At 68.3% G+C, this 13,182-nt stretch carries 13 protein-coding genes; 8 read left to right on the forward strand and 5 right to left on the reverse strand.

Annotated elements, in window-relative coordinates; genetic code table 11:
* Window positions 1–51 precede the first annotated feature (51 nt).
* On the forward strand, window positions 52–948 hold the full coding sequence (locus NNZ72_RS00085; protein WP_257310813.1) for a LysR family transcriptional regulator: 897 nt from the start codon (window positions 52–54) through the stop codon (window positions 946–948).
* A 130-nt stretch (window positions 949–1,078) separates the two neighbouring features.
* Here NNZ72_RS00085 and NNZ72_RS00090 read toward each other — a convergent pair whose 3' ends face one another.
* Window positions 1,079–2,356, reverse strand: coding sequence for a DUF3422 family protein (locus NNZ72_RS00090; protein WP_257310815.1), 1,278 nt, complete (start codon window positions 2,354–2,356; stop codon window positions 1,079–1,081).
* A 145-nt stretch (window positions 2,357–2,501) separates the two neighbouring features.
* On the opposite strand from NNZ72_RS00090, the gene NNZ72_RS00095 reads away from it, so the two are divergent.
* The 6 genes from NNZ72_RS00095 (at window position 2,502) to NNZ72_RS00120 (ending at window position 8,621) form a co-directional block, all read left to right on the forward strand.
* Window positions 2,502–3,290: an FCD domain-containing protein gene (locus NNZ72_RS00095; protein ID WP_257310817.1), complete on the forward strand. Its 789-nt coding sequence runs from the start codon at window positions 2,502–2,504 to the stop codon at window positions 3,288–3,290.
* A gap of 71 nt (window positions 3,291–3,361) precedes the next feature.
* Window positions 3,362–3,847, forward strand: a complete 486-nt coding sequence (locus NNZ72_RS00100) for an NUDIX hydrolase (protein WP_257310820.1) — start codon at window positions 3,362–3,364, stop codon at window positions 3,845–3,847.
* A 93-nt stretch (window positions 3,848–3,940) separates the two neighbouring features.
* The gene (locus NNZ72_RS00105; RefSeq protein WP_257310823.1) at window positions 3,941–5,446 is read left to right on the forward strand and encodes an inorganic phosphate transporter; all 1,506 of its coding nucleotides are present in this window, start codon (window positions 3,941–3,943) and stop codon (window positions 5,444–5,446) included.
* Between the two features lie 9 nt (window positions 5,447–5,455).
* Complete coding sequence (locus NNZ72_RS00110) at window positions 5,456–6,193, forward strand: 16S rRNA (uracil(1498)-N(3))-methyltransferase (protein ID WP_257310827.1); 738 nt, start codon at window positions 5,456–5,458, stop codon at window positions 6,191–6,193.
* Window positions 6,194–6,322: 129 nt separating this feature from the next.
* The gene (locus NNZ72_RS00115; protein WP_257310830.1) at window positions 6,323–7,696 is read left to right on the forward strand and encodes a glutamate--cysteine ligase; all 1,374 of its coding nucleotides are present in this window, start codon (window positions 6,323–6,325) and stop codon (window positions 7,694–7,696) included.
* Between the two features lie 85 nt (window positions 7,697–7,781).
* A complete protein-coding gene (locus NNZ72_RS00120) occupies window positions 7,782–8,621 on the forward strand; it encodes a DUF937 domain-containing protein (protein WP_257310832.1) in 840 nt (279 codons plus the stop codon).
* 127 nt (window positions 8,622–8,748) lie between these two features.
* On the opposite strand, the gene NNZ72_RS00125 is transcribed toward NNZ72_RS00120, so the two are convergent.
* Complete coding sequence (locus NNZ72_RS00125) at window positions 8,749–9,045, reverse strand: DUF1127 domain-containing protein (RefSeq protein ID WP_257310836.1); 297 nt, start codon at window positions 9,043–9,045, stop codon at window positions 8,749–8,751.
* 149 nt (window positions 9,046–9,194) lie between these two features.
* Between NNZ72_RS00125 and NNZ72_RS00130 the strand changes: the two genes are divergently transcribed.
* Entirely contained in the window at window positions 9,195–10,148 is a 954-nt protein-coding gene (locus tag NNZ72_RS00130; protein ID WP_257310839.1) for a LysR substrate-binding domain-containing protein, read from the forward strand.
* Between the two features lie 135 nt (window positions 10,149–10,283).
* On the opposite strand, the gene NNZ72_RS00135 is transcribed toward NNZ72_RS00130, so the two are convergent.
* The 3 genes from NNZ72_RS00135 to guaB all read right to left on the reverse strand — a co-directional run bounded on the left by NNZ72_RS00135 (window position 10,284) and on the right by guaB (window position 12,824).
* The gene (locus NNZ72_RS00135; RefSeq protein ID WP_257310843.1) at window positions 10,284–10,703 is read right to left on the reverse strand and encodes an MAPEG family protein; all 420 of its coding nucleotides are present in this window, start codon (window positions 10,701–10,703) and stop codon (window positions 10,284–10,286) included.
* 158 nt (window positions 10,704–10,861) lie between these two features.
* Window positions 10,862–11,221, reverse strand: a complete 360-nt coding sequence (locus NNZ72_RS00140; RefSeq protein ID WP_306766133.1) for a hypothetical protein — start codon at window positions 11,219–11,221, stop codon at window positions 10,862–10,864.
* Between the two features lie 106 nt (window positions 11,222–11,327).
* Window positions 11,328–12,824, reverse strand: a complete 1,497-nt coding sequence (guaB, locus tag NNZ72_RS00145) for an IMP dehydrogenase (protein WP_257310846.1) — start codon at window positions 12,822–12,824, stop codon at window positions 11,328–11,330.
* Window positions 12,825–13,182 lie beyond the last annotated feature (358 nt).

The raw sequence follows: 13,182 nt of genomic DNA on the forward strand, positions 1-13,182 counted from the left end.
CGAGGCAAATGCTAAGCATCTTCTCCCCTTCGGCAACAATGGGCGCGGCTTGTGACCAATCTGGGCGATCTCGAAATCTTCTCCCGCGTCATTTCCACCGGCAGCATGTCGGCGGCCGGCCGCGCGCTGGGGCTCTCGCCCGCCGTCGTCTCCAAGCGGGTGAAGCGGCTGGAGGAGCGGCTCGGCACGCGGCTCCTGCAGCGCACCACGCGGCAGATCTCGCTGACGGAGGCGGGACAGGGTTTTTACGAGCGCATCGTCGGCGTGCTCGCCGGCATCGAGGAGGCGGAGGCCTTCGTCTCCGGCCGCTCCGGCGCGGCGCGCGGGACGCTGCGCGTCTCCGCCCCCACCTCCTTCGGCCGCATGCACATCGCCCCGCATCTCAAGGGCTTCATGGACGCCCATCCGGAGCTGACGCTCAATATCGTGCTGACCGACGAGTTCTCCGACATCGTCGGCGGCGGCTTCGACCTCGCCATCCGCATCGGCGAGCTCAGCGATTCCTCGCTGGTGGCGCGGCGGCTGGCGCCGGTGCGCCGGGTGCTCTGCGCCACGCCCGGCTATCTCGAAAAGCACGGCACGCCGGGGACGCTCGACGATCTCGCCGCCCATGTCTGCCTGCCGCAGCACACGCAGGACGTCTGGCGGCTAGAGGGACCGGACGGCAGCGTCGTCCACAAGCCGACCGGGCCGCTCGTCACCAATTCGAGCGAGGTCATCCGCGAGGCGGTGCTCTGCGGCATGGGGATCGCCCTACGCTCGACCTGGGACGTCGGGGCGGAGCTGAAGGACGGCCGGCTCGTGCAGGTGCTGCCGGGCTACGAGGGCTCGCGCAACGTCGTGCTCTCGGCGGTCTATCCGAGCCGGCAGTTCCTGCCGGTCAAGGTGCGCCTCTTCATCGACTACCTCGCCGAGCTGTACGGGCCGCTGCCCTATTGGGAGCGGTGAGCCCCCTCATCCGGCCCTTCGGGCCACCTTCTCCCCGCTGGGGAGAAGGAGGACATGGCGCCGCTGGAAGTCCCCTTCTCCCCAGCGGGGAGAAGGTCCCGGAGGATGAGAGGGACTTGCGATCATTCCCTCAATGCCGGTCCTCGTCCGCATGGCGCTTGCGGATGGCGCGGACGAGCAGCCACATGCCGGCGATGACGAAGGGGACGGCGATGCCGGTCAGCGTCTCGGGCTTCACCGGCACGCCGAGCCCGTTCGCGGCCTTCGCCACGTAGCCGAACAGGCCGACGACATAATAGGAGATCGCCGCGACCGACAGGCCCTCGACGGTCTGCTGCAGGCGAAGCTGCAGCCGCGCGCGCCGGTCCATCGAGTTGAGCAGCGTCGTGTTGAGCTTCTCCAGTTCCACGTCGATCCAGCTTCTCAGCAGCGCGGTGGCGCGGGCGAGCTTTCGCGACAGGTTCGCCTGCCGCTCCTCCACCGACTGGCAGGTGCGCATGGCGGGCGCCAGCCGCCGTTCGAGGAAGAAGCCGAGCGTCTCGTAGCCGGGCATCGCCGTCTCGGCGAGCGTGCGGATGCGCTCCTGGACGATGCCGTAATAGGCGCGGCTCGCGCCGAAGCGGTAAAGCGAGAGCGCGGCGTTCGCCTCCAGCTCGGCGGCGAGACGGGTGATCTCGGTGAGCAGCGTGTCGGCATGGTCGCGGGCCTCAAGCTTCATCGCGTTGGTGATGCCGGTCAGCCCGTCCTCGATGCGGCGGATGTCCGGCGAGAGCGACTGCGCCAGCGGCAAGCCCATCATCGCGAGCGTGCGGTAGGTCTCGATGTCGAGCAGGCGCTGCACCAGCGCGCCGCGCCCGGCCTCCGTCATGCCGCGGTCGATGACGAGGATCTGCGTCAGCCCGTCGCCGTTCTGGCGGAAGTCGGTGAGGATCGCCGCCTGGCCGCCCTTGACCTCGCTGTAGCAGAGGCTCGTCGGGTCGAAGACGGAGATCGCCTCGCGCGTCTCTTCCGTGTCGGGACGGATCTCCAGGCGGATGCCGGAGATCAGCGTGCCGGGCGGCGCAAAACTGTCGCCGAAGGGATGGACCGGCACATCGCCGCCGAAGCGCTCGGGTGCCGGCGCGTCCCAGAAATAGGTGGAGAATTCCGTGTGCCGCTCCCAGCGCAGCGTCCCCTGCCCCCAGCTCAGCGCGTGGTGGCTGGCGTCGCGGCCGGGCGGCGATATGCCGCGCGAGCGCGACAGTTCCGCCATCACGGCGTGGTCGACCGCCGAGCCGCCGTCGGTGAGGAAGGCGAGCTGGAAGATGACGCGCGGCGACGGCACCAGCGCATAGGGTCTCGCGTGGATCTCGCCGAGCGCCTGCGCGCGCGTCGTCGCCTGCGGAAAGGCGAAACTGCCCTTGGCCATGCGTGCACCGTCCCCCTCGTGCTGCAACAGCACTTTCTTAACAAATGTCAGTGCCGTGAAGATAGGACGCATTGACGCAGGCACACAGGTTTCGAGTGGCCAAGATTCTTGACCAGTTTCGCCTCCGCTTGCTAGTCTTGCCGCCGTGACCGACACCGCCTTCGACCTCTTCGCCCGCATCAGCCACAGCCGCACCGCCGACGAGGTCGTGCGGCAGATCGAGCTCCTGCTTCTGGAGGGGGTGCTGCGCGACGGCGACCGGCTGCCGGGGGAACGGGAGCTGGCGCGCCGCCTCGACGTCTCGCGGCCGATCCTGCGCGAGGCGCTGAAGGAACTGGAGGCGCGCGGCCTCCTCGTCAGCCGCCAGGGCGGCGGCACCTATGTCGCCGACATCATCGGCGAGATCTTCTCCCGCCCGTTGGTCGAGCTCATCGCCCGCCACCCGCAGGCGACGGCGGATTACGTCGAGTACCGGCGCGAGCTCGAGGGCATCACCGCGGAGATGGCGGCGGGCCGCGCAACCGAATACGACCGGCGGATGCTGACGCGCATCGTCGAGGCGATGCGCACCGCCCACGAGAGCGGCTCCTTCGAGGCGGAGCTCGCCGCCGACGTGGAGTTCCACAACGCCATCGGCGAGGCGGCGCACAACATCGTGCTGCTGCACACGCTGCGCGCCTGCTACCGGCTGCTCGCCCAGGGCATCTTCTTCCACCGCCACCTCGTCTTCTCGTCCGAGCCGGCGCGGCTTCAGCTGCTCCTCCAGCACGAGGCGATCCATGCCGCCATCATGGCCGGCGACGGGGCGGCGGCGAAGGCGGCGGCGCGGAACCATATGGACTACATCGCCGTTGCCATCCGGGAGGCCGAGCGGACCGGCGAATGGCAGCGCATTTCCCGGCTGCGCCTCAAGCAGCGCGGGCTTGAAACGTAAACCCTGCGCAAGCAAGATGCGCTACAACGCACGTGCGTCGCCGCCGCTCGACCGAAAGGACAGACAAGGACGTGAATCTCCTCCACCGCATAGCCAGCGATGTGCATCTGATGTTCCGCCGGCCGGCCCGCGTGCAGTACGGCGCGCTGTGCTACCGGCTGCGCAAGAAGCGGAGCGCGGTGGAAATCCTGCTGATCACCAGCCGCGACACCGGGCGCTGGGTGATCCCCAAGGGCTGGCCGATGGCCGGCCGCGCGGCCCACGACGCGGCGGCGCGCGAGGCCTGGGAAGAGGCGGGCGTCAAGGGCCGGACGGATCCGGAGGCGATCGGCCACTACATGTACAAGAAGGGCATCGCCCAGGGCATGAAGATCGACTGCAAGGTGCAGGTCTATGCGCTGGAGGTGGAAACCCTGTGCAAGAACTTCCCGGAGAAGAGCGAGCGGCAGCTCGAATGGGTGAGCTGCGAGGAAGCCGCACGGCGCGTGCAGGAGCCCGGCCTCAAGGAGCTCATCCTGGCCTTCGAGCGCACGATTCTGCCGGACGGAAAAAACTGATCGCCCGCAAAAAAGCCGACGGGCGGCCTGCCCGCGATATTGCCCTTCCCCTCGCCCGGCGATAGTCCCAAGCGGGACGATGGAGCGTAATCGATGGCGAATTCACAGGCACGGCTGGGCAAGCCCACGCTGGACAAGGACCTCGACAAGGTGACGCGGGTCGAGGAGGCCGCGCAGTTCGTCTCGAGAAGCCTCGTCGCGCCCGGCGTCGGCCTGATCTTCCTCGTGCTCGCCATGCTGTTTTCCGGCGTCTACGTGATCGACCAGCCGGGGGCCGTCGTGACCGTCGCGGCGGCGGCCATCGCCGCCTACATGGCGATGAACATCGGCGCCAACGACGTCGCCAACAATGTCAGCCCCGCCGTCGGCTCGCGGGCGATGACCATGGCGCGCGCGCTCGTCATGGCGGCCGTCTTCGAGACGGCGGGCGCGCTGATCGCCGGCGGCAAGGTGGTCGAGACGATCTCCGAGGGCATCATCACCCCGGATGCCCTGCCGACGCCGGACATCCTCGTCTGGGTCATGCTGGCGGCACTGCTCGCCGCGGCGCTGTGGGTCAACCTCGCCACCTGGATGGGCGCGCCCGTCTCGACCACGCACACCATCGTCGGCGGCGTGATGGGCGCCGGGATCGTCGCGGCGGGAACGGCCTCGGTCGACTGGACGGGCATGGCGGCGATCGTCGCAAGCTGGGTTGTCTCGCCGCTGCTCGGCGGCGTCATCGCGGCGGGCTCCCTCTTCGTCATCAAGGAACTGGTCATCTACCGCGACGACAAGATCGCCGCCGCCCGCACCTGGGTGCCGGTGCTGGTGGCGGTGATGACGGGCAGCTTCATCGCCTATCTCGTGGCGATCGGCCTCGGCAACGTCATGGCGATCGGGCTTGGCACCGCGCTCCTGATCGGCCTTGCCGCGGGGGCGGCCGCCTATGCCGGCGCCGTTCCGGTCGTGCGGGGCCAGTCGGTGGGGCTGGAGAACCGAAACCAGTCGCTGCGCACGCTGTTCCGCATCCCGCTGATCTTCTCGGCCGCGCTTCTCTCCTTCGCCCATGGCGCCAGCGACGTTTCGAACGCCGTCGGCCCGCTCGCGGCGATCGTCCGCGCAGCCCAGGTCGCCGACATGACGCCCGGCTTCGACGTGCCCTTCTGGGTCATGCTGATCGGCGCGCTCGGCATCTCGCTCGGCCTCCTGCTCTACGGGCCGCGCCTCGTGGCGCTGGTCGGCGAGCAGATCACCAAGCTCAACCCGATGCGGGCCTTCTGCGTGGCGCTGTCGACGGCGCTGACCGTGCTCGTCGCCGCGGCCCTCGGCCTGCCGGTCTCCACCACCCATGTCGCCGTCGGCTCGGTCTTCGGCGTCGGCTTCTTCCGCGAATGGTACACGCGCCATTCGAAGCGGCGCATGGACTACATCCGCCGCCGCGGCGGACGGCCCGACGCCGAGGAGCCGGAGGAGCACAATTCCGAGGAGATGCGCCGCCGCTACCTCGTGCGCCGCTCGCATTTCATGACCATCGTCGCCGCCTGGATCATCACCGTGCCGGTGACGGCGGCGCTGGCGGCGGTGCTGTTCTTCGTCCTGAGCGGCCTGTTCGGCTGAGGGTTTTCGATGCGCGCCAACTACCGCATGCAGCGTCTTTTCGTCGAGGACGGCCTTGCCGCCGGCCGGGCGTTCGAGGCCTCGAAGGAGCATTTCCACTATCTCGCCAATGTGCTGCGCATGGAGGACGGCGGAAACGTGCTGATCTTCAACGGGCGCGACGGCGAGTGGCGGGCGGAACTCTCCTTCCCGACGCGCAAGCGGCTGACGCTGACGCCGGTCGAGGAGACGCGGCCGCAGCCAAAACCCTCCGACCTCCACTATCTCTTCGCTCCGCTGAAGACCGGCCGGCTCGACTATCTGGTGCAGAAGGCGGTGGAGATGGGCGCCGGCGTGCTCCAGCCCGTCCTGACACAGCATGTGCAGGGCAAGATCGCCAGCCTCGACCGGCTGCAGGCGAACGCCGTCGAGGCCGCCGAGCAATGCGGCATCCTGGCGATCCCGACGGTCGCGCCGCCCCGGAAGCTGGAAGACCTGCTGGCCGGCTGGCCGCAGGAGCGCCGCATCGTCTTCTGCGACGAGGGCCACGGCAGCCAGAACCCGCTGCCGGTGCTGTCGGCGATCGAGGAGCGCAGGCTGGCGCTGCTCGTCGGTCCCGAGGGCGGCTTTTCCGACGAGGAGCGGGCGCTGCTCGGAAGCCTTCCCTTCGTGACGGCGATCCCGCTCGGCCCGCGGATCCTCAGGGCCGACACGGCTGCGGTCGCGGCGCTCGCCGTGCTCCAGGCGACGATCGGCGACTGGCGCTGACGCCGTCTGTCCCTCGTTTTTTTGAACCTGCCTTGAAAGAAATTTGCTTGCACCGCATGTAAATCCGGTTCAAGCACCCATCAGGCCCGACGGTTCCGCCGGGCGCCATCCGTTCGGAAGAAGACGCCCATGGCCCGTGACACCACCGACCAGACGCCGGTCCGCTCGACTGCGGACATGGCGGAGTACCTCGCCTCCGGCTGCAAGCCGAAGGACAAGTTCCGCATCGGTACGGAGCACGAGAAATTCGTCTTCTTTACGGCAGACAACAGCCCCGTGCCCTATGCCGGCACGGCCAGCATTTCCGCCCTTCTGAACGGCATGCAGGAGAAGACCGGCTGGGAGCCGATCGTCGACGCCGGCAACATCATCGGCCTTGCCGAGCCCACCGGAATGGGGGCGATCTCGCTGGAGCCCGGCGGGCAGTTCGAGCTCTCCGGCGCGCCGCTGGAAAACCTGCACGAGACCTGCCGCGAATCGAACCAGCATCTCGCGACGCTGCGCGAGATCGCCGAGCCGCTCGGCATCCGCTTCCTCGGCATGGGCGGCAGCCCGAAATGGACCTTCGCCGAGACGCCGCGCATGCCGAAGAGCCGTTACGACATCATGACCCGCTACATGCCGAAGGTCGGCACGCAGGGGCTGGACATGATGTACCGCACCTGCACGATCCAGGTGAACCTCGACTTCTCCTCCGAGACCGACATGCGCCGCAAGATGCAGGTGTCGCTGAAGCTGCAGTCGCTCGCCACCGCCCTCTTCGCCTCCTCGCCCTTCACCGAGGGCCGGCCGAACGGCCTCCTCTCCTGGCGCGGCGACATCTGGCGCGACACCGACAACAACCGCGCCGGCCTCATCCCCTTCGCCTTCGCGCCGGATTTCGGCTTCGAGCATTATGTCGAATGGGCGCTCGACGTGCCGATGTATTTCGTCGTGCGCGACGGCAGGTACCACGACTGTACCCACGTCACCTTCCGCCAGTTCATGGCCGGGGCGCTGAAGGGCGAGATCGCCGACTGGGAGCCGAACCTCGGCGACTGGACCAACCATCTGTCGACGCTCTTCCCCGACGTGCGGCTGAAGCGCTTCCTCGAGATGCGCGGCGCCGACGGGGGCCCATGGCGGCGCATCTGTGCGCTGCCCGCCTTCTGGGTGGGCCTGCTCTACGACGACGCGGCGCTCGGCGCCGCGGAGGATTTCACGCGCGACTGGACGGTCGAGGAGGTGACGGCGCTGCGCGATGCCGTGCCGGCGAAGGCGCTCGGCGCCGAGTTCCGCGGCCGGCCGCTCCTCGACGTGGCGAAGCAGGTGCTGGACATCGCCCGCAGCGGCCTCGCCGCCCGCGCCCGGCTGAACGACGAGGGCTTCGACGAGACGGTCTTCCTCTCGCCGCTGGAGGAGGTGCTCGCCAAGCGCGCGACCCTCGCCGAGGACATGCTGTCGCTCTATCACGGCCGCTGGGGCGGCTCCGTCGAGCCGGTCTTCACCGACTACCAGTACTGAGCCTCCCAGAAAGCGGGTTTGCGAGACCGGATTTGCCGTTATAGTGCAGGCACATGCTTGTGCCTGACGGCGGGGAGGTTTCACGATGCTTTCGCTCTACGACATGATGATGCAGGCACAGAGCGGCAAGGCCGTGGAGGCGATGGCCAAGCAGTTCGGCCTCGCCCAGGAGCAGACGGCGAAGGCGATGGCGGCGCTGATGCCGGCCTTCTCCGAGGGTTTCAAGCGCAATGCCACCACCCCCTACGACTTCGCCGCCTTCATGAAGGCGCTCACCTCCGGCGCACATGCGCAATATTTCGAGGACCTGGGCAAGGCCTTCACGCCGCAGGGCATGGCGGAGGGCAACAGCATCCTCGGCCACATCTTCGGCAGCAAGGAGGTCTCGCGCGCCATCGCCGCGCAGGCCGAGCAGATGACCGGCATCGGCCAGGAGATCTACAAGCAGATGCTGCCGGTGATGGCGAGCGCGCTGATGGGCGGCCTTTTCAAGCAGTCGCTCGGCACCTTCTTCCCCGGGCTGGACACGGGCGGCAAGACGCCGGCCAATCCCTACGCCGACATGATGCAGCAATGGGCCGAGGCGACGGGCTTCGCGAGGAAGCCGGAGCCTGCGAACCCCTTCGACAATCCCTTCACGCAGGCCGCGCAGGATTTCTTCGGTACCGCGCCGAAGAAGGACGCGCCCGCCAATCCCTTCACCGACAACCCCTTCGCCAAGGCCTTCCAGGAGATGTTCGCCGGCGCCCCGGCGCCTGAGGACAAGCCGGAGGGGACGGCCGCGGACGCGCTGAAGACACTCGTCAACACGATGTTCGACACCGGCCTCGAAATGCAGAAGGATTATCAGCGCAACATCGAGTCCGTCTTCGAGACGATGCGCGCCGGCATGGACGCCCCCGCCGGCACCGCGAAGAAAGACTGATCCCGGAAACGAAAAAGCCCGACGCGGACGTTTCCGTCGCGCGCCGGGCAAGCAGCAGGGTTATTGGCTCTCACCCTGCGGGGAAGAGGGGCGCGGCCCGGGGAGGACGGGCCGGCGCCGCGGACGATCAATCCGGATGGCCGCAGCGCAGGTGGCGACGGGCGCGCTCGCGCGCAGCGATCGTCAGGTGCAGGCCGGCGTCGGAGAAGAAGGAGGACGTGATCGCCTCGCGGACGTCCTCGCGGGTCAGCCCCAGGTCGAGAAGCTGGCGGTCGTCGAGCTCGCGCAGGCGGTTGAGCGCGCCGCGGTTCAGCCATGCCCGGAGCACTTTCGAGGCGGCGTTGCCGAGGCGGGCGGCAAGCCCGGGCGCCGGCTTGCGGCCGGCAAGGATGTCGAGGTCGAGACTGCGGTCGATCATGCGCATGGCATCTCTCCTTTCCGGCATGGCGCCCCTTCGCTCCTCGATGGGGTCGTGCCGTGCCCGCGATGTCGATCGCGTTTTCGCAGAAAGGCATTGATCAGTCCAACGAATGTTTCTAATAGTATCAATCAATCACTCTGATGGGTAACGCCATGTCCGCACCGCTCGACATCGACCAGCTCCAGACCTTCGTCGCCATCGCCGACACCGGCAGCTTCACGCGGGCGGCCGAGCGGGTGTTCAAGACGCAATCGGCGGTCTCCATGCAGATGCGCCGGCTGGAGGAGCGCATCGGCAAGCAGCTCTTCATGAAGGACGGGCGCGGCAACCGGCTGACCGCGGAGGGCGACCGGCTGCTCAACTACGCGCGCCGGATGATCCGCCTCAACAACGAGGCGATCGCCGCCTTCGACGACAACCGCCTGGAAGGCACGCTGCGCATCGGCACGCCGGACGACTATGCCGACCGCTACATGCCGGAAATCATCATGCGCTTCGCCAAGACGCATCCGAACGTCGAGCTCTTCATCGTCTGCGAGCCTTCGGTCGACCTCGCGGAGAAGATGAACAGGGGCGAGCTCGACATCGCGCTCGTCACCCACAACCCGCGCCAGCGGCAATCCGACGTGGTGCGCACCGAGCCGCTCTGCTGGGTGATGTCGGCGAACCATCCGCTGCCGGAGAACGCGCCGGTGCCGCTCGCCGTCGGCCGGCGGGACTGTCAGTGGCGGCAGATCGCCTGCGCGGCGCTCGATTCGGTCGGGCGCGAATACCAGGTGCTGTTCACGAGCTGGTCGTCCACCGTCGTCGCCGCGGCGGTGATGGCGGGCATGGCGGTCTCGGTGCTGCCGGAATCGGCGCTGCGCCCGGGCATGAAGGTGCTGACCCAGGCCGACGGCTTCCCGCCGCTCGCCCCCGTGCAGATCGGCATCATGCGGCGGCCGGGGCTCTCGCCGTCGCTCTCCAACGCCATCACCAGCCACATCACGGCCTGTCTCGACAACATCACGCCGCTCGCCGGCAACGACGACCTGCCGGAGGCCGAGGTCAAGGTCTTCCCGCGCCTGCCGCGCCTCAGGCCCGGCCACATCCTGCCGGGCTGGTGAGCGGAGACTGCAAGGCCCCCTCATCCGGCCGCCGCTACCTTCTCCCCGATGGGGAGAAGGGGAAAAACGCAACGTCGGCGCCCCTTCCTTCTCCCCAGCGGGGAGAAGGTGGCCTGAAGGGCCGATGAGGGGGTGTCACGTAACCGCAAGCCAGACCGCGAGCCACGCCCAGAGCAGCATCACCACGACGAGCCCCGCGATGAACAGCGGCCGGCGGTAGCGCAGCCGGTTGCTCGTCACGTGCACATAGGCATGGGCATAGCGCAGCGCCACGAAGAGCCAGCCGCCCGCCACCGTTACCGCATTGTCCGCGTCGACGAGGTAGAGGAGGATGCTCACCGCGTAGAAGAGCACCGGCAGCTCGAACTGGTTGGCGAGGCTGTTGCGCACAGGCAAGCTTTCGGCCGGCTCCTCGCGGTTCTCGCGGAACTGCGCCGCCGTCGCGCGGCCGCCCCTGACGGCGCCGACGCGCCGGGCGGACAGCAGAAAATAGAGGATGAAGACGAGCGCGGCATGCGCGATCATCGGCCAGATCGTGGCTTCCGTGGGAGACATGGGACCCTTCGGCGTGTCGTTTCCTGCCATCCATAGGCGGTTCCGGCGCCGGCCTCAAGACGCGAGGAGCCGCGGGCCGGCAGGGCATTCCGCTTTTCCAAGAAGCACGGCATGCCCTGCCTGTCGTTCCTGCGCTTCGCACTCCCGCTGGAGCCGTTCTATTGCGGCGTCAGCCGCTCCGTTCCGGAGCCGTCCTGGCCGCTGATCGTCCAGGCGCCTTCCAGCGAGCCGTCGCCCTTGACTTCGTAGACGATGAGGCCGACGGCGTCATCGAGCACGTAGGCGGCGGCAAACGCGTTGTCGTAGAGCATGCAGATGCCCTGCGACGTGGTGGTGCCGGTGTTCCATTCGATCGCGCAGGTCGTCTCGCTCGTCAGCTCGATCGTCGCCGTGCCGCCGTAGGACGAGCCGTCGAGGTTCGTCCCCTCGACGTCGTAGGTGCCGGCGTTGACCGTCTGCGCATGCGCGGACGCGGCAAGCCCCAGGCCCAGCAGGGCGCCAGCCAGTATCGTCTTCATGATGTCCCCCAGGTGAAGCCGGCGAGATTGCCGGCACACCGGAGACTAGGGCCTCGCCGCGGAAAACGGAACAGGAATCGCGGGCGCGCCCGCGGTCAGGCCGAACTCAGACCGAACCCGGATAGTTCGGGCTCTCGCGGGTGATCGTCACGTCGTGGGCGTGGCTCTCGCGCAGGCCCGCGCCGGAGATGCGCACGAAGGTCGCCCGCGCCTGGAACTCCTTGAGGTCGCGGCCGCCGACATAGCCCATCGAGGCCTTGAGGCCGCCGGCGAGCTGGTGCAGCACGCCCGAGACCGGGCCCTTGTAGGGCACCTGGCCCTCGATGCCCTCCGGCACCAGCTTCAGCGTGTCGCGCACCTCCGCCTGGAAGTAGCGGTCGGCCGAGCCGCGCGCCATCGCGCCGACCGAGCCCATGCCGCGATAGGCCTTGAAGGAGCGGCCCTGGTAGAGGAAGACCTCGCCCGGGCTCTCGTCCGTGCCGGCGAGCAGCGAGCCGACCATGACGGCCGAGGCGCCGGCGGCGATCGCCTTGGCGAGGTCGCCGGAGAATTTTATGCCGCCGTCGGCGATGACGGGCACGCCTTCCTTCTCCGCCGCCTCGACCGAGCCCATGATGGCGGCGAGCTGCGGCACGCCGACGCCGGCGACGATGCGCGTCGTGCAGATCGAGCCCGGGCCGATGCCGACCTTGACGGCGTCCGCGCCCGCGTCGATCAGCGCCTTGGTGCCGTCTGCGGTGGCGACGTTGCCGGCCATGATGCGCACGGAGTTCGACAGTTTCTTCACGCGGGCGACGGCGTCCAGCACGCGCTGCGAATGGCCGTGGGCGGTGTCGACCACGAGCAGGTCGACGCCGGCGTCGATCAGCCGCTCGGCGCGCTCGAAGCCGTCGTCGCCGACGGAGATGGCGGCGGCGGCGCGGAGCCGGCCCTGCGCGTCCTTCGAGGCGTTGGGGTTCAACTGCGACTTCTCGATGTCCTTCACGGTGATCAGGCCGACGCAGCGGCCGTCGCCGTCGACCACCAGCAACTTCTCGATGCGGTGGCGGTGCAGCAGGCGCTTGGCCTCCTGCTGGTCGACGCTCTCCTTCACGGTGACGAGGTTCTCCCGCGTCATCAGCTCGTAGATCTTCTGCGAGGGATCGGAGGCGAAGCGCACGTCGCGGTTGGTGAGGATGCCGACGAGGCGGCCGGCCTTGCCGCTGCCGCCGTTCTCGACGACCGGGATGCCGGAGATGCCGTGCGCCTTCATCAGCGACAGCGCCTCGGCGAGCGTGGCGTCGGGGCCGATCGTCACCGGATTGACGACCATGCCGCTCTCGAACTTCTTGACCTGGCGGACCTCCTCGGCCTGCTCGGCCGGCGTCAGGTTGCGGTGGATGACGCCGAGGCCGCCGGCCTGGGCCATGGCGATGGCGAGCCGGCTTTCCGTCACGGTGTCCATGGCGGAGGAGAGGATCGGCAGGTTCAGCTCGAAATCGTGGGCGATGCGGGTGGCGATGTTGGTCTGGCCGGGCATCACTTCGGAATGGCCGGGTTGCAGGAGGACGTCGTCGAAGGTCAGAGCTTCGAGACCGGTTGCCGTTTCGATGATGCGCGCCATGGGCCAAGTTCCTTCGGTGTAAAGCGAGCGCCCCAGGGGGAACATCGGGAGTTGTCCACCTTGGTCGCTTGCAAGAAATTCTTGGAAGTTGGCGAGGGCTGGTAACACGTTCCCGCCGGAATGGAAATAGGAAAACGCCTTTAGGCCGCACCGCCTGCCCCAAGGCGTGATCGCAGATGAAATACGACCTCGCCGTTCTTCCTTCTCCCCTCGGGGAGAAGGTGGCCCGGAGGGCCGGATGAGGGGGCGGAACGCACCGTGGCCTCGCCGCGGCGTCCCCCTCATCCCGCTGCCGCGACCTTCTCCCCGACGGGGAGAAGGGGCAAAAGGCAACCCTCATAGACCATATCCAATTGCT

It is taken from the genome of Shinella pollutisoli (genome assembly GCF_024609765.1).
GTDB lineage: Bacteria > Pseudomonadota > Alphaproteobacteria > Rhizobiales > Rhizobiaceae > Shinella > Shinella pollutisoli.